At 41.3% G+C, this 16531-nt stretch carries 14 protein-coding genes; 7 read left to right on the top strand and 7 right to left on the bottom strand.

Translation table 11 applies throughout. The features are described from left to right. Nucleotides 1–40: 40 nt before the first annotated feature. Complete coding sequence (locus B9T36_RS05145) at nt 41–658, bottom strand: rhomboid family intramembrane serine protease (protein ID WP_086208470.1); 618 nt, start codon at nt 656–658, stop codon at nt 41–43. A 160-nt stretch (nt 659–818) separates the two neighbouring features. Between B9T36_RS05145 and nfuA the strand changes: the two genes are divergently transcribed. Beyond that, nucleotides 819–1457, top strand: coding sequence for a Fe-S biogenesis protein NfuA (gene nfuA, locus B9T36_RS05140; RefSeq protein WP_004981041.1), 639 nt, complete (start codon nt 819–821; stop codon nt 1455–1457). Nucleotides 1458–1631: 174 nt separating this feature from the next. Beyond that, nucleotides 1632–3848: a TonB-dependent siderophore receptor gene (locus B9T36_RS05135; RefSeq protein ID WP_086208469.1), complete on the top strand. Its 2217-nt coding sequence runs from the start codon at nt 1632–1634 to the stop codon at nt 3846–3848. 36 nt (nt 3849–3884) lie between these two features. On the opposite strand, the gene B9T36_RS05130 is transcribed toward B9T36_RS05135, so the two are convergent. Both B9T36_RS05130 and B9T36_RS05125 read right to left on the bottom strand, forming a co-directional pair. Beyond that, nucleotides 3885–4886 carry a hypothetical protein gene (locus B9T36_RS05130; protein WP_086208468.1) on the bottom strand — a complete coding sequence of 334 codons (1002 nt, stop codon included), beginning with the start codon at nt 4884–4886 and terminating at the stop codon, nt 3885–3887. Nucleotides 4887–4901: 15 nt separating this feature from the next. Then, on the bottom strand, nt 4902–5933 hold the full coding sequence (locus B9T36_RS05125; RefSeq protein WP_086208467.1) for an alpha/beta fold hydrolase: 1032 nt from the start codon (nt 5931–5933) through the stop codon (nt 4902–4904). Nucleotides 5934–6244: 311 nt separating this feature from the next. Between B9T36_RS05125 and B9T36_RS05120 the strand changes: the two genes are divergently transcribed. Continuing rightward, entirely contained in the window at nt 6245–6859 is a 615-nt protein-coding gene (locus tag B9T36_RS05120) for a carbonic anhydrase (RefSeq protein WP_086208466.1), read from the top strand. A gap of 30 nt (nt 6860–6889) precedes the next feature. Here the strand turns inward: B9T36_RS05120 and B9T36_RS05115 are convergent, their stop codons facing one another. Next, complete coding sequence (locus B9T36_RS05115; RefSeq protein ID WP_086208465.1) at nt 6890–7531, bottom strand: arylesterase; 642 nt, start codon at nt 7529–7531, stop codon at nt 6890–6892. An 11-nt stretch (nt 7532–7542) separates the two neighbouring features. Between B9T36_RS05115 and B9T36_RS05110 the strand changes: the two genes are divergently transcribed. Both B9T36_RS05110 and B9T36_RS05105 read left to right on the top strand, forming a co-directional pair. Next, the gene (locus tag B9T36_RS05110; RefSeq protein ID WP_086208464.1) at nt 7543–8271 is read left to right on the top strand and encodes an ABC transporter ATP-binding protein; all 729 of its coding nucleotides are present in this window, start codon (nt 7543–7545) and stop codon (nt 8269–8271) included. 1 nt (nt 8272) lies between these two features. Beyond that, entirely contained in the window at nt 8273–10762 is a 2490-nt protein-coding gene (locus tag B9T36_RS05105; protein WP_086208463.1) for an ABC transporter permease, read from the top strand. A 30-nt stretch (nt 10763–10792) separates the two neighbouring features. Here the strand turns inward: B9T36_RS05105 and B9T36_RS05100 are convergent, their stop codons facing one another. After that, nucleotides 10793–11608 carry a rhomboid family intramembrane serine protease gene (locus tag B9T36_RS05100; RefSeq protein ID WP_086208462.1) on the bottom strand — a complete coding sequence of 272 codons (816 nt, stop codon included), beginning with the start codon at nt 11606–11608 and terminating at the stop codon, nt 10793–10795. Between the two features lie 76 nt (nt 11609–11684). On the opposite strand from B9T36_RS05100, the gene mtgA reads away from it, so the two are divergent. Both mtgA and ppk1 read left to right on the top strand, forming a co-directional pair. Further along, on the top strand, nt 11685–12359 hold the full coding sequence (mtgA, locus tag B9T36_RS05095; protein ID WP_086208461.1) for a monofunctional biosynthetic peptidoglycan transglycosylase: 675 nt from the start codon (nt 11685–11687) through the stop codon (nt 12357–12359). Nucleotides 12360–12468: 109 nt separating this feature from the next. Beyond that, nucleotides 12469–14553 (top strand): polyphosphate kinase 1, encoded by a 2085-nt coding sequence (gene ppk1 / locus B9T36_RS05090; protein WP_086208883.1) that lies wholly within the window; start codon nt 12469–12471, stop codon nt 14551–14553. An 87-nt stretch (nt 14554–14640) separates the two neighbouring features. Here the strand turns inward: ppk1 and oxyR are convergent, their stop codons facing one another. Both oxyR and estB read right to left on the bottom strand, forming a co-directional pair. Further along, entirely contained in the window at nt 14641–15546 is a 906-nt protein-coding gene (oxyR, locus tag B9T36_RS05085) for a LysR family transcriptional regulator OxyR (RefSeq protein WP_086208460.1), read from the bottom strand. A gap of 13 nt (nt 15547–15559) precedes the next feature. Further along, entirely contained in the window at nt 15560–16498 is a 939-nt protein-coding gene (gene estB / locus B9T36_RS05080; protein ID WP_086208459.1) for an esterase EstB, read from the bottom strand. Nucleotides 16499–16531 lie beyond the last annotated feature (33 nt).

The following is a 16531-nucleotide window of genomic DNA, read 5'->3' as shown; positions in this document are numbered from 1 at the left end:
ATCGCCTGATTCAAGGTATTTGTAGCCTGTCAACCCAGTTTCAAAATGGGAGCTGAGTCAATTTGCTTAGGAAATGCGGAATTAAACGTGGTTCTAAAATGACAGTCATAATTACGCCATAAGCTGCACCCCAGAGGTGAGCGCTATGATTGATGTTGGAGTTACCTTTCTTGCCAGACCAGATGCTATAAGCCACATAGAGCACAGCAAAAATAATCGAGGGTACAGGAATAAAAAACACAAAAATCAGCTTCCAAGGCTCAAACAATACATAAGCGAATAGTACCGCAGAGACTGCACCAGAGGCGCCAAGGCTTGCCCAGCGCACATCATTTTTATGTTTTAAATAACTTGGTAAAATGGCGAAAATTAAACCACCCAAATAAAATAAAACGAAGCCTAAGTCATAGAAATATTGGCGGTAAAAACTTTCAATAATGCTACCAAAGAAAAACAGCGTGAACATGTTGAACAAAAGGTGCATACCATCGGCATGAATGAAGCCATGGGTAATGAAACGATCGTATTGTCCACGTTGCATTGCAGGTGGCCAAAAAATCAAACGGTTCATGACATTCTGGTTTGAAAATGCCACCATAGAAATAATGACAGTAATAATAATGATTGTAACTGTATGATTAAAAGGTAAATGCAACATTTCTGAGATGTTCTACAAATGAATAACTTGTAGTCATAATGCCATTAAATTGATTGAAAAGATGAACTTTCACAATAAATCCGACAATTTTGGTTGATTTTTTTTCATTACCCCGCATCTTCAGTTAAAATAGTAGCTTCAGCTTGAGGAAATGATTGTTATGTCGACTGAGAACAGCAGCACCGCAGTTGCAGAGGAAATTCCAAACTTATTGATTACTCCAACTGCACAAGAGTATTTACGTGATTTATTAGAAAAACAAAATACACCTGGTATTGCTGTACGTGTATTTGTTGAAAATCCGGGTACACCACGTGCTGAATGTTGTATGGCATATAGCGCGCCTGAAGAAGTGATCCCAACTGATTATCGTCAAGATTATCCAGACTTTCCTGCATATATCGACACACCGTCTATTCCATATTTGTTGGATGCGGTGATTGATTACAATAAAGACCGTTTTGGTGGGCAATTGACCTTCCGCGCACCGAATTCGAAAGTGCCACGTGTAGGTCCTGATGCATCAATTGAAGAGCGTATTACTTACATTCTTCAGTCTGAAATTAACCCAGGTCTAGCTGGTCATGGCGGTAACTGTGCATTGGTTGAAGTTGTTGAAGATGAAGAGCATGGTTTAACGGCTGTATTGAAATTTGGTGGTGGTTGCCAAGGTTGCTCAGCAATTGATGTCACCTTGAAACAAGGTGTTGAAACGACTCTGCAACAACACATTCCTGAGTTACGTCGTGTTATTGACCAGACGGATCATACGCAGGCAGAAGGCGCGTACTTCAAATAATTTTTAAACCATTTTACCAAATAACCTCCTTAAATTAGGGGGTTATATTTTATCTAAAGGTAAAATGTAACTGAGAATAATTATCAATATTTATTGCAATATGTTTATCATTTGTTAATATACCCTACGAAATTTACACAATCTCTCCTTCTTTTGTATTTGGGTGTATGCGTTATGGGTAAAAATCTGACGAGATCAACTTTGGCTTTGGCTGTTGTAGGGGCAATGAGTTCATTTGCGATGGCGAATGAATCGCTGACTACTGGGGCAGAAAAAGATACAACACAATTACAAACGATTGTATTAACGGCTGAGGAACAGGTTAAGCAGTCTCTAGGCGCATCTATTATTACGGATAAAGATTTAGAAAAATTACCTGTTGTAAATGATATTTCTGAATATGTACGTCGGATGCCTGGCGTAAATTTAACAGGCAATAGTGCAACGGGACAACGTGGTAATAACCGCCAAATTGATATTCGCGGTATGGGGCCAGAAAATACCTTGATTTTGGTTGATGGTAAGCCTGTGAATTCGAGAAATTCTGTGCGTTATGGCTGGAGAGGGGAACGTGATACCCGCGGTGACTCAAACTGGGTGCCTGCAGATGCGATTGAATCTATTGAAGTATTACGTGGTCCAGCGGCTGCTCGTTATGGCTCAGGTGCCATGGGTGGTGTTGTTAATATTAAAACTAAAAAGGTCACAAACGAAGTTCATGGTTCGGTTGAACTTTATGCGAATCAGCCAGAGGACTCGAAAGAAGGAGAGTCGGGGCGTGTCAGTATAAATCTTAGTGGACCAATTATTAAGGATGTCTTGTCTTATCGCTTATACGGTAACTTTAATAAGACACAGCCTGATGCGATTGACATTAATAAGTCAATCAATAGTACAGCAGCAGGTCGAGAAGGTGTTAAGAATGAAGATGTTTCAGCACGCCTAGCTTGGCAAATTGTTGATGGTCAAACACTAACATTTGATGCATCTTCGAGTCGTCAAGGTAATCTTTATTCAGGGGATTCACAACTGAATGCGGATGCGGAAGCCAATGCCATTCTTTCAGCTCTATACGGTAGTGAAACGAATACAATGTATCGTGATAGCTATTCATTAATGCATGATGGCGAGTGGGATTGGGGGAATAATAAATTTATAATTCAATATGATAAAACTAAAAATAAACGCTTATTAGAAGGCCTTGGAGGGAGTACAGAGGGTCGTATTAATACCGCAACTGATAAATCAACATCAACACTAAATACTTTCCGTTTAAACGGTGAGGTGAATATTCCTCTGGAATTTTATGTTCCCCAAAATATCACTGTAGGTGCTGAATGGATTGAAGATGATTTTAAAGATGAAGCAAACACAACGGTTGGATCAACTGGAAGTGCGTCAGGCCTAGATGCGATAGCTCCAAAAGACCGTAGCAATATGAGTTCACGTATCGCTTCTGTGTACTTGGAAGATAATTTTAAAGTTACAGATAGCACAGATTTAGTTTTGGGTGTTCGGTTTGATGATCATGATAAATCGGGATCGAATTGGAGTCCAAGTCTAAATATTACTCAAAAACTTGGAGACTATTTCACTTTAAAAGGTGGTATAGCAAGAGCGTATAAAGCGCCGAATATGTATCAGAACTCAGAAGGATACTTGTTATCAACAAATGGTAATGGGTGTCCTGCAACGATTCAAAACCGTTGTTTACTTCAAGGGAATGCCGATTTAAAACCCGAAACTTCTGTAAATAAAGAGTTAGGAATACAGTTTGCAAAAGATAATTTAAATGCAAGTTTGGCTTGGTTCCGAAACGATTATAAAGACAAGATTGCAGCAGGTGATGAAGTTCTAGCTACAGCTACAACAACGTCTGGAGTGAATTGGAATGTCTTACGTTGGGAAAATATACCTGAAGCCTTAATCCAAGGTTTTGAAGGTAGTATTGGAATGGAATGGGATGGAATAAGCTGGACCAATAACTTCACTTATATGATGGACTCGGAAGATAAGTCTACAGGCAATCCACTTTCTTTAGTGCCGAATTATACGATCAATTCAATCTTCGATTATGATATTACTGACCAACTGGATGTAAACTTTATTTATACCCAATATGGTCGTCAGAAGTCACGTCAATATGCTCAAAATCGTATTGAAGCTGGGGTTGGTTCAGGTGGGGCAAATGATGCGCTTAAACCAAGCGTTGTAAAAAGTTATGGTATAGCTGGTATCAATTTGGGTTATAAATTTAGTAAAAATTTAAGTACACGTGTCGGAATTAGTAACATTTTTGATGAGCAGAAATTGAGAGACAGTGAGTCGACAAGTCAAACCTACAACGAACCAGGTCGAGCTTATTATGCGAGCTTGAAGTATGCATTCTAAATTATGAAAGAAAAAAGCCGCATAACGCGGCTTTTTTTATCGTTTTAGAATCGCTTGTGCTTGGTCAGAATAATAAAACTGTTCTAAATAATAACGTGCTCGATCACGCAAGTAATGTGATTGGATGAGCTCTTGAATAATAGGATTCAATAAATCTTGAAGTTCATTTTGAATTAAAGCTTCGTCGATATTTAAGTCACGTAGGAGTAAATCAAAAGGACGTTCTTGGTTGCGAATGTACCAAGCATAAACACTATCATGTACCTGTTGCTGCAGATAGTTAGTTTGACGTATATGTTCCCAAATTTCGTGACCCATAGCGACGGTTTGAGGCAAGTCTTGCACTTCTACATAATTTTTTAAAATTGATAAAGGCATGTCTTTGATTTTATGCCAAAGATTGGCTTGAAAATGATACAGCTTTTCATCATTAAAATTTTGATTTAACACTTGTTCGCTCATTTGACTGAGTTTTAAGATGTTCTTTTGCAAATAATGACCGATGGTGTCATTTAGGTTTGAGTCCGTGACGGTTTCAAGTACCGACTTGCCCATTTTCATAAAACTAGAGACACCCGGCACACGTTTGGTCATGACGGAGTTGTTTAAATAGTCTTGAATTGAGTGCTGAATGAGCTGAGTAATCATGGCTGAAAAAGCTGGGTTATTTACCACAGTTTTAATCAGGCGTTGACGATGCCCACTTTTACTCGCGACATACTGCGCAATTTTGTCGATGGTGAGTACTGGAATCACATCGGCAATTTTTGTTGATTCATTGATGGGGTGAATCAAAGCAAATTTGATGTGCTCTGCAATTTGTGAAATCAGATGTTCTGTTGCAGGTGTGGCTAGGATTTGTTTTTGCAACAGCGCATTGATGTCTTCAAAGCTCCACAGTTGCTGCAAAGTTTGTTTTCTAAACCAGTGATAAAAGAGGGTGAATTCATTTTGTACGGTACTTGCTTGCGAAAACTCATGATCTAAAAAATTAAGATGAGCTTCAATGAGCTGCTCAATCATCGGGTGTTTCTGCATACGTACTCAACAAAATTAATTTAGTGGAATCAGTTTATCAGCCAATGGGTTTTTTAACTTTTGGGTTTTTGCAAGAAAAGGTAGGTAGTGCTGTGCAACGGCCTGTTCTGCTTCCAAAAGTGGCATATGACCAACATTGTTAAGGATGACAGGAGCTTCAGCACGTTTCAATAAGGATTTGAGTTCATTCGCCACTTCGACATTAATAATTTTGTCCTGCTTACCCCACAAAATGAGGGTGGGCGCTTCAATGTTACGGGTTACTCGGGCAAAAGAGTCGGTCGTATAAATGCGGTTTAAGGTCACCAATTGATCAATGACTTTGCTGTTTTTCTCAGCTTGAGTAATTAACTGTTTTTCTTGGGCGCGTTTTAAATAATAGGGCATTTTGATTGGGGTTTGCATGACACGTTGCATCACATCATCTAAATCGCCCGGTTTACTCACAATCAAGTGCTTTAAATATTGCGGGTCTTTGGCATAGTTGGTGTTAGCATTTTTATAAATCCCTGCGCTGTTCAATAAAAATAAACTTTGCGTGTCAAAAGGATATTGCGCAGCATATAGCGTTGCAATTGAACCACCGATGGAATGTCCTGCAACATTCAGCTTATCTTGTATATGAATGGCTTCAACAAAACGGCGTAAGCGCTCAGTTACATTCGGCATAGAAATATCAAAATCATCTGGGACTTTGGTATCGCCGTTGGTTGGAAGGTCGGGAATAATTACATGATAATAAGGCGTTAGAAACTGTGCTACACGATTCCAATTGTCCCGATTTCCAGCAAAACCATGAATCAGTAAAATCGTTGGTTTATCGGCTGCTCCGCCTTCATTATATGCCCAGACAATATCATCGACTTTAAGGGTTTTGGATTTTAAGCCAGCAGTAACACGCTCTTGAACGAGGTAGCTTTGTAAACTGAGTTTGTCTTTGATGATGGTATTTTCCACCGCATGACTGGCGAAAGAAAAAGACAATGCCCACGTCAGTATGCTGACTTTTAAACAGTATTTTAAGAGGGGGTTTGAGCGCATCATCATGGTTCATCCTTAAACGGAGATGAATGAAAAAACTGACCGAATAAGATAAAAATGCTCTGATTTTGAATAGTTTTTATTTTTATTTAAGGGTCTGTTTGATTCTAATCGCTTTTATGCAAATGTCATTAATTATTTGTTTGAAAGGATATACCGCATTTAGATAAAGTGTGAACTGGATATCTATTCTGCTGAGCTAAAATGCAAATTCAAGAAAAATTAAAAAAATATGCAGCTATGTTTTTTGCAAGTGACAATCAATTTCTCTAAGATTAAACTATTGCGACTTAACAACAATCGGGTGGGAAAAAGGAATGCTAACAGCTCAAGAAGCTTTAAGCCGTCTTAAACAGGGTAACCAACGTTTTGTAGCGGGTGAGACAACCCACCATAAACAACTGTCTCACCATGAACGGGCAGAAATGGCTGAAGATCAAAATCCATTTGCCATTGTGCTGGGTTGCTCTGATTCACGCGTACCTGCTGAAATGGTGTTTGACCAAGGTTTGGGTGATCTTTTTGTGATTCGTGTTGCAGGCAACGTGGTTGCACCATCACAAGTTGGCAGCGTGGAGTTTGCTGCCGAACGTTATGACTGTGCGGTGGTTGTGGTACTTGGTCATAGTCACTGTGGTGCGATTCAAGCTACGATTGATACTTTGATGAACCCAGATAGCCCACCTTCTGCAAACCTGATGTCGATTGTAAACCGTGTACGCCCTTCGGTTGAAACTTTGATGCAAACCGAATTGAAACATGACTTATGCAAACTGTCTAAACATGCGGTGCGTTCAAATGTATTTGCCTCTGTAAATCAGTTACGTCATGGTTCAGCTGTGCTTGAGAGTTTGATTGCCAAAGGCAAGTTACAAGTGGTTGGTGCTGAGTATTCACTTGAAAGTGGTGAAGTGGTTTTTTTTGACTTCTGATCAGTGAAGAAGGTCAGATTAAAAGGCGCTTTATAAAGCGCCTTTTATATAGGGATAAGCTAAATTTAATAAAATAGGCTGTGCTTTGGCATTTGGGTGGACCAAATCTTTTTGCATCAGGCTTTTATTTCCAGCGACACCTTCTAAGAAAAAGGGCAGTAATTTCACTTTGTATTGTTGACTGACCACTTTGTAATTATTTTCAAAAGCCTTGCTATAGGCGGTGCCATAGTTTGGCGGTATTTTCATTCCCAAAACAACCACGGTGGCATGGGCTTTTTGACTCTGTTGGATCAATTGCGCTAAATTTTTTTGAATCATTTGAGGGGGCTGACCACGCAGTCCATCATTCCCGCCAAGCTCAATCACCACAACATTCGGCTTATGCGTTTGCAACAGTTTGGGTAAACGAGCTAAAGCACCACTGGTGGTTTCACCACTCACACTGGCATTGACCACTTTGTGTTGTTTCGGATACTGTTGGTTTAACCGTTTTTGCAGTAAATTTACCCATGCTTGCTGTGGTTCTATGCCATAACCTGCACTAATGCTATCTCCTAAAACCATCACGGTTTTTGCAAAAACCCAAGTGGGGCTCATGCACAGTGCAATCAAAACCAAGTATGAATTTATGCGTTTTTTAAATTTGCGATTTTGCACGAATATTTGCATATAGGGATGTTATGACCCAAGTTCAAAGTAATGTAAACATCATGCCACAAGTGATTATTTCTGCCCAGCAACTGACACAAAAGATTAAACTTCCACAAAAAGAACTCACTATTTTTTCAGATTTGAATCTGAGTATCACAGCAGGTGAACAAGTGGCCATTACAGGGCGTTCAGGTTCAGGAAAGTCCACACTGCTTGGTATATTGGCGACTTTGGATCAGGCCAGCAGTGGTGAGTTAAGTGTTTGTGGTGAAAGTATTTCCAAACTCAATGAAGAGCAGCGCGCAGAAGTTCGCCTAAAGCATATTGGTTTTGTGTTTCAGTCCTTTCAACTTCTACCTCATCTGACCGCGGTTGAAAATGTGATGCTCCCGCTACGGCTTCATCGTTCATTTAACTTTGTCGAAGCTGAACGTCGTGCTTTGAGTTTATTGCAAAAAGTTGGCTTAGAGCGACAGGCCAGCCAAACACCGAAGGTACTTTCGGGTGGGGAGCAGCAGCGGGTTGCGATTGCCCGTGCGCTGATTGCTGAACCAAAAATTATTTTTGCCGATGAACCAACAGGAAATTTGGACAGTCAAACTGCGCGAGAAATTGAGCAACTATTGTTTCAATTGAACCGTGAGTTGGGTACGACCCTGATTTTAGTAACGCATGATCATACGCTTGCGGAGCAGTGCCAACGGCATTTTGAATTACTCGATGGGCAGTTGATCGAACATCCTCGAACGGGAGGATAAAATGAATTCTTTATTTCAACCCTTACTGAAGCAAAGTTTTAAAAGTAGTGGTGTGTATTTATTGATTATTGCGTTGATTCTCGCGATCAGCGCCACGACTGCACTAAAGTTTAGTAATGAACAAATTCAGAACGCCGTAGCGTTGCAAGCCGCTGAGATGTTAGCAGGGGATTTGGTTCTAACGGACAGCGAAAAGCTCGATCCGAAATGGAAAGCACAAGCGACAGCGCTTGATTTAAAACAATCCGAAGTCACTGTCTTTAGTTCGATGGCATATACCAATGATCAGTTTGTTATGGTCAATGTCAAAGCGATTGATCAAGCTTTTCCTCTACGTGGAGAGTTACGCATTCAGCCAATTGCGAAGCACATTGCCTCGGGTGAAGTGTGGTTGAGCCGGCGTGCTATGGATTTGCTACAAGTCAAATTGGGTGATCAACTCAATATTGCAGATGGTGTGTTTAAGATTACAGGCTTGATTGAGCATGACTCCAATCAGGAGTTAGGTTTTTCCGGTTTCTCGCCAACGGTGATTATTTCACAAGCGGATATTGCCAAGACCAATGCTATACAAGTCGGTAGTCGCATTGAATATCGTTTACTGATGGCAGGTGCAACACAAGATACCCAGCAGTTTGAAGCAAATTTTAAGCAGCAAAATGTAGCGTCTGAAGATGTCAGTGCGACAAATCAAAGTCCTAATGCGAAAGAAACACAAAACAGCTTACGCTTACGCAATGCCAGTGAGGGTAATACCCGTTTAATGAAACCGATTGAAAATTTGGACACATTTTTGCAGTTGGCGAATATCTTAACGATTTTACTGTGTGGAATTGCGATTGCTTTGACCAGCCAACGCTTTGTACAACAAAACCAAGATCACATTGCGCTATTACGTTGTATGGGGGCTGCGAAGTCACAAATTCTTTGGGCTTATCTTAGCTTGTTGGGTGTGGTGTTCTTGCTTGCCATGCTGGTCGGGAGTGCCGTGGGTGTCGGGCTAGGTTATGGCTTGTTACAGTTGATGTTACAACTGATACCACACTTAAGTATTGCGTTTTCGGCGTGGGATATGCTGCTCGGGCCGATTCCGATTGCCATGTTGACCAGTGCCGTAGTACTACTGGGTTTTGTCTTACCTAGTTTTTGGGAACTGTTAAATACTCCACCGATCCGTGTCATTCGCAGTCAAGAAAAATCAGTTTCGTCTATGTTTTGGATGTTACTTGCAGGCACGGCAAGTCTGGTATTATTTAGCATTGTTCTGACTGAAAACATGGTACTGACAGCCATGGTGATTGGGGCAATTATTATTCTGTGTGCAGTGTTATACGTTGTGGTCTGGCTGAGTTTGAAGTTCCTGCGCGGCTTGAAAAATGCGGTTTCTGCCTATGTCCGTACACCTTACCAAACTGCGTTTCAGATTACCGCTTTGGCTTTGGGGCTCAGTTTAATTACGGTCTTAGCCGTATTACGAACCGATTTGTTAGAACGTTGGCAACAGCAAATTCCTATAGGAACGCCGAATCAGTTTGTATATGGTTTACCGCCTTTTGACATGCCTGAGTTAAAAGCGAAAATTGAACAAAACCATTGGAATAGTACGCCGCTCTATCCCAATATTCGGGGCAGGCTGATTGCCAAAAATGGACAGCCTTTTGCTGCGGATTTGGTGAAGCAAAATAATTCCTTACGTCGCGAGTTAAATTTAACCCAAGCAGACCGTTATCCTAAAGACAATGTGATTGTCTCTGGAGTATCAAAACTGACAGCAAAAGGGCAAGTTTCGGTGGAAGCCAATACCGCAACAGAGCTTGGGATAAAAGTGGGGGATCAACTGACCTTTAGCTTACCAGAGGGGGTTATTCATGCCAAAGTGGCAAATTTAAGAACCGTGGAATGGGAAAGTTTTAGCCCAAACTTCTTCTTTATTTTTGCGCCCCAAACTATGGATGAAAATGCGGGCAGTTATTTGGGCAGTTTCTATGTGCCTGAGTCAGACAAAGCGAAATTGGTCAGTATCATTCAACAATTTTCCAATACCGTCTTTATTGATGTCAGTTTAATTTTAGATGAAATTAAGCGCATCGTGACGGTACTGGTACAGATTGTCACGATCCTTGCAGTTTTAGTGAGCATTTCGGGCATTTTGGTTTTAATTGCTTGCCTGAACTTACTTATGGATGAGCGTAAACGTGAAGTCGCATTGTTGCGCTCATTTGGGGGTTCCAAGCAAAAACTTAAAACTATGCTTAGCTTAGAAATTGGCTTTATTGGTTTTATGGCGGGTGTAGTTTCTTGTTTGTTTGCTGAAGCGATAAGTGCGGTCGCATGTTATCGCATGGGCTTAGCCATTCAGCCACACTGGGAAATCTGGCTCATTTTACCGCTCTTTATGACTGTACTTTGTACATTGATTGGGCGTTATCGCTTGAGTTATCTCAGTGATATTCCACCCTTACAAAGTTTGAGAGAGATCAATCAATCGTGATTGATCTCTTAATGCGTGAAGAGTTAAATCTTAGAAATTGAGCTGTTGGCGCATCATCATTAATACTTCAGACCATAGGGGCTGAATGTGGGTTACCAGGTTTTGGCAGTGTAAGTAAAACCAATACGAGCCACAGGCCGCCAAAACAAGGCTCAGTGGCATAATCCAACGCTGTTGGTTTTTTTGGGAGAGATACCAAAGTGCCGCCAAAACAGCACCCATCAACATGCCGCCAATATGTGCGGCATTATTAATCCCTGAAATCATAAAGCCCATGGCTAAGTTGATTCCCATCACGATCAGTAAAGTCTTTTTATCTAAAATAAAACGTTGCTGTGGGAGCATCGGTAGTAGGGATAGAACCGTCAGTGCTGAACCCAGTCCCATGACAGCACCTGAAGCCCCTGCACCTACTCGTGGTAACAACTCTGGATTTGCTACGCCAATACGGAGCAGTTCATAACTGTCTTGAATGGCGAGATAACCACTGAGCAAGCTCCCCATGAGACCAGCAAGGGCATATAGTGCAAGAAAATAGACACGTCCAAACATTTGCTCCAGCACACTACCAAAAATATACAGTGCCCACATGTTCAACATCAGGTGAACCAAACCAAAATGAAAGAACATACTGCTCAATAAGCGTATCGGTTCAGCCAAGAAGGTGAGCGGTGCATAGTCTGCTCCCCAGCGGATGGCATCAGCCGTGCTTGGATTACTGACATCCATGCCATGTAGGACTTGCCAAAAAAACAATCCAACATTGATGGTAATAATGAGGGCGGTAATCCACCATAAATGTACGTCGAATTTTGTTTTGATTTGAGGAGGTGTAAGCTCGGTCATGCTATTCTTGCTAAAATTTTGCTATATTGCCCAAGCTTAGCATGAATAAAAATGATTTTTGGAGTAAGCCACTGGCATGAAAGTTTTTATTGTTCGTAGTTTGTTAGTCGTTATCAGCTTCGTGCTTTTGGTACAGTTGTGGATTTTTGCAAGCCTTGCGTGGTGGCGTTACAAGCCAGTGGAAACCACGATGTTTATGCGGATTGATTATTGGTCTGAGCCGTCTAAACCGATTCAACACGAATGGCGTGATTATGATGAGATCAGTGAATACATGAAAAAGGCCATTGTTGCGGCTGAAGATGGCAAATTTATGCAACATCATGGTTTTGACTGGGACGGGATTCAAGCAGCGCTCGAACGTAATAATGACACGGGCAAGGTAGTTGCAGGTGGTTCAACTATTTCGCAGCAGTTGGCAAAAAACTTATTTTTATATAACAAACGTTCATTTATTCGTAAAGGTCAAGAAGCTGTTGCAACTTGGATGATGGAGCGGATGTGGAGTAAAGAACGCATCTTAGAGGTATATCTGAACTCGGTAGAGTTTGGCGATAATATTTATGGCATTGAAGCGGCAACCCAACATTACTTTGGTAAAAGCTCCCGTAGTCTAAGTCGTGAGCAAGCAGTCTTTTTAGCGGCCATTTTACCTAATCCAAAATATTACCAAGATCATCAAAATGACCGTAAGTTACAAAACCGCGAGCGCATGATCCGAAAGTACATGCGTTATAGCGATATCCCATAATTACTTTGTTGTGAAAAAGCCCAAATTAATGGGCTTTTTTTATGAAATTGTCACAAAATTGAAGCATACTTATCATGATAAAACGCATTCAAATAATCAAAGGTTAGCTATGAATACGGCAGCAAGCACATCTCCTATATTACAACCTGAATATGCATATAACGACCGCTATATTAACCGTGAGTTATCAATATTAGATTTCCATTTACGGGTTTTGGAACAAGCTGTAGACCCTTTACATCCGCTTTTAGAACGGATGAATTTTTTACTGATTTTTTCACGCAATTTAGATGAGTTCTTTGAAATTCGTGTTGCAGGGGTTTTAGAGCAACTGAGTTTAGGCAATGAAAGCCGTAGCCCTGATGGTTTAACCCCTCGTCAAGTACTCGACCAAATTTCGCAGACTGCACATGCAGCGATAGAACGTCAGTACCGCATTCTGAATGAAGAAATTTTGCCAAAACTGCGTGAAGAAGACATTTGCTTCCTACGCCGTGGGGAATTGACGCCTGCACAGTCGTCATGGGTGAAAAAATATTTTCAGGAACAGGTCGCACCTGTTTTAACTCCGATTAGCTTAGACCCTGCGCACCCGTTCCCGCGTTTAGTCAATAAAAGCCTCAACTTTATTGTGACTTTGGAAGGCAAAGACGCATTTGGTCGTCAGATTGATTTGGCCGTTGTTCCTGCTCCACGTTCTTTGCCACGTGTGGTGCGTTTACCTGATGAACTCACAGGTGGAAAAGAACACCATGTGATGCTTTCAGCGATTATTCATGAGCATGTATCTGATTTGTTCCCAGGTATGACTGCGACAGGCTGTTATCAGTTCCGTGTAACACGGAATGCCGACTTGGCGCTCAATGAAGATGTGGAAGACTTAGCCAAGGCACTGAAAGGCGAGTTGAGCTCACGTCGTTTTGGTCGTGCAGTACGTCTAGAAGTGACACAAAACTGTCCAGCGCATATTTATAACTACTTGCTTGATGAATTTGATTTACATGAGGAGCAGTTATACAAAGTTGAAGGGCCTGTAAATTTAGCACGTCTATTGTCCAATTTTAAACGTCCGCATCTACGTTATGATGCGCATATTCCAGTTATTCCTAAAGTATTGAAAAAGTCGGAAAGTATGTTTTCTGCCATGCAGAAACAGGACATTTTACTACATCATCCGTTTGAGTCTTTCGCACCTGTGATTAACTTATTGCGTGAGGCGGCTCGTGATCCACAAGTGTTGGCGATTAAACAAACCCTCTACCGCAGTGGTGCAGACTCTGAAATTGTACAAGTCCTAGCAGAAGCGGCGCGTAATGGGAAAGAAGTTACCGCAGTGATTGAGCTACGTGCGCGTTTTGATGAAGAGTCAAATATTGAAGTTGCGAATGTGTTACAAGAAGCGGGTGCAGTAGTTGTTTACGGCATTGTGGGCTATAAAACCCATGCCAAAATGATTCTTGTGGTACGCCGTGAAAATAATAAACTTGTTCGTTATGTGCACTTGGGAACGGGTAACTACCATGCGGGTAATGCGCGAATTTATACCGATTATGGCTTGCTCACCACCGATAAAGAGTTGTGTGAAGATGTACACCGTATTTTCCAAGAGTTAACAGGTATGGGGAAAATGGCGAAGCTGAAAAAGCTACTTCATGCACCTTTTACGCTGCATGCTCAACTGATCAACTTTATTGATGATGAAATTGCCAATGCCAAAGCAGGCAAGAAAGCACAAATTATTGTGAAAGTGAATGCGCTGACCGAGGTGCAACTGATCAATAAACTGTATGAGGCATCGCAGGCAGGTGTGCAAATTGATCTCATTATTCGTTCTATTTGCTGTCTACGTCCGGGTTTGCCAGGACTTTCAGAAAATATTCGTGTACGTTCAATCGTGGGACGTTTCCTAGAACATACGCGCGTTTTCTACTTTAGTAATAATGGCGATGCGCGTATTTATGGGTCGAGTGCCGACTGGATGGATCGAAATTTGTTTAATCGTGTTGAGGCATGTTTCCCAATTGAAGATCCTGCTTTGAAAAAACGTATTTATCAGCAGGGTTTGTTAACTTATTTACAAGATAACCAACAAGCGTGGTTATTACAGGGTGACGGAACATGGATACGTGCGACGCCTGCGGAGGGTGAAACCGAGCATAATGCACAGCGTTATTTACTCGATGTGATTAAATAATTTTAGGGATTGTGCCTGAATCTGTAAAAGATTCAGGCACAAAAAAAGGAGTCATGTTTGACTCCTTTTTTATGCACTAAAATAAGGTTAGTGCAGATCTTGAGTAATTTTTTGCAGAATTTGTAATAACACATCAAATTCGCTTTGTAACGGGGTGCTTTTACGTGTTACCAAAGCCAAAGTACGGCTTGGTGCGGCTTCAATTTGCTTAACCAGTAAGTCTGGGTTGGCTTTGATCATATTGGTACGTACTGCAATTTCTGGCAATAAAGTAAAACCAAGATTAGCCGATACCATTTCAACCAATGTCGGTAAAGAGCTTGCTTTTAAGCGATGGTCATTTTTACGTTCACCAATCGGGCAGGCGCTGAGCGTATGATCGCGCAGACAATGACCTTCTTCCAGTAACATTAAACGCGATAAATCTAAGTCATCTAAATTGTTCGCTTGGCTACTTGGAATATCTGCTTTATTGCACACTAAGAATAGGCTTTCTTTTGCAACTTCAGCAACTTTGAGGCCACGTGTATCAAAAGGTAGAGCCAAAACGATCATGTCTAAATTGCCATGTTCGAGTTTTTCTACAATTTTCTCACTTTGTGCTTCGTGCAAATGTAATTGAATTTTAGGCAGTTGCTTATGCACTTCATCTAACAATTGCGCCAAAATAAACGGAGCAATGGTTGGAATAACACCTAAATGTAAATCACCAGTGAGCGGCTCGCTCATTTCTCGGCTTAAACGCATCAGGTCTTGAGCATCTGCGAGTAGAACACGAGCACGTGCAACAACCTGCTCACCTAGGGGCGTTAAGCGCACATTTTGACGATCACGCTCTACAAGTACGCCACCGAGTAGGCGTTCAAGCTCCATAATCCCACCCGACAAAGTCGATTGGGTTACAAATGAACGGCGTGCAGCTTCAGTAAAATGCAGCGTTTCTGACAGTGTAACGAGATATGACAGCTGTCTTAAGGATGGTAATGCAGCCATAGTGTCCTAATGATTATGATTTAAAATGTTGTGCAAATAATTCGCTAAGATTTGGAATGAAGTGCGGTGGGATATCATGCCCCATTCCATCAATTAATTCAAATTTAGCACCCACAATTGCCTTTGCAACGGCTTTTCCGTGGCTAGGCGGAAGTAAACGATCCCGAGAACCATGCACTACAAGGGTTGGTTGTTGGATCTGTTTGTCCAGTTGCAATAAAGAACCTGTACATAATATTGCTAAAAACTGTTGAAGTACACCCGCTGGGTAATAACTTCGACGATATAATTTGCGAGATGTCTGAATTGCTTCTATTTGGTTGTGATAACCTGGTGAGCCTATGATCTTAAACACTTTTAAAGAGTGGCTGACAATTCCTTCTTCATCGGTTGATTCAGGTCTGCCGATGAGACTAAAGAGTTGTTTTGGGAAAGGCGGAGGAAGTAGAGGTTGATTGTTGCTGGTGAACATCAGCCCCAATTTTTTTACTTTTTGCGGATGACGTGCTGCAAGAATTTGCCCAATCATCCCGCCCATGGATGCACCAATCACATAACTTTCATCCAAACCTAAACGGTCTAGAAGCAAAGAAACATCATCTGCCATGTCGTATAAGTCATAGGGTGCACCACGGTTATCTAAACCTAAAGCAAAGCGTCCCATCAGTTTAAGTGTGTTTAAACGTGGCCCTTGATGTTTAATTTTTGAAGATAAGCCAATATCACGGTTGTCAAAGCGAATAATACGAAAACCTTGGTCAATCAGTGATTTACAAAAAAAGTCAGGCCAAAATAGCAGTTGCGCTCCCAAACCCATAATTAAAACAATGGTGGGATGATGATCTTCACCACCGATTTCAACATGGAGTTCAATGCCATTACCTAAGTCGACTTTGGTTTCGCGCATGAAGGAGGTATAGGGGGAAAGATTATATTGGAGTGCGCTATTCATTGTTGTCATCCTCACATAAAGGACATTTATTGT

The sequence above is a fragment of the Acinetobacter sp. ANC 4204 genome (assembly GCF_002135205.1).
Lineage (GTDB): Bacteria > Pseudomonadota > Gammaproteobacteria > Pseudomonadales > Moraxellaceae > Acinetobacter.
The sequence above is the reverse complement of the archived record's forward strand: the minus strand, read 5'-3'. Positions and strand labels throughout refer to the sequence as shown.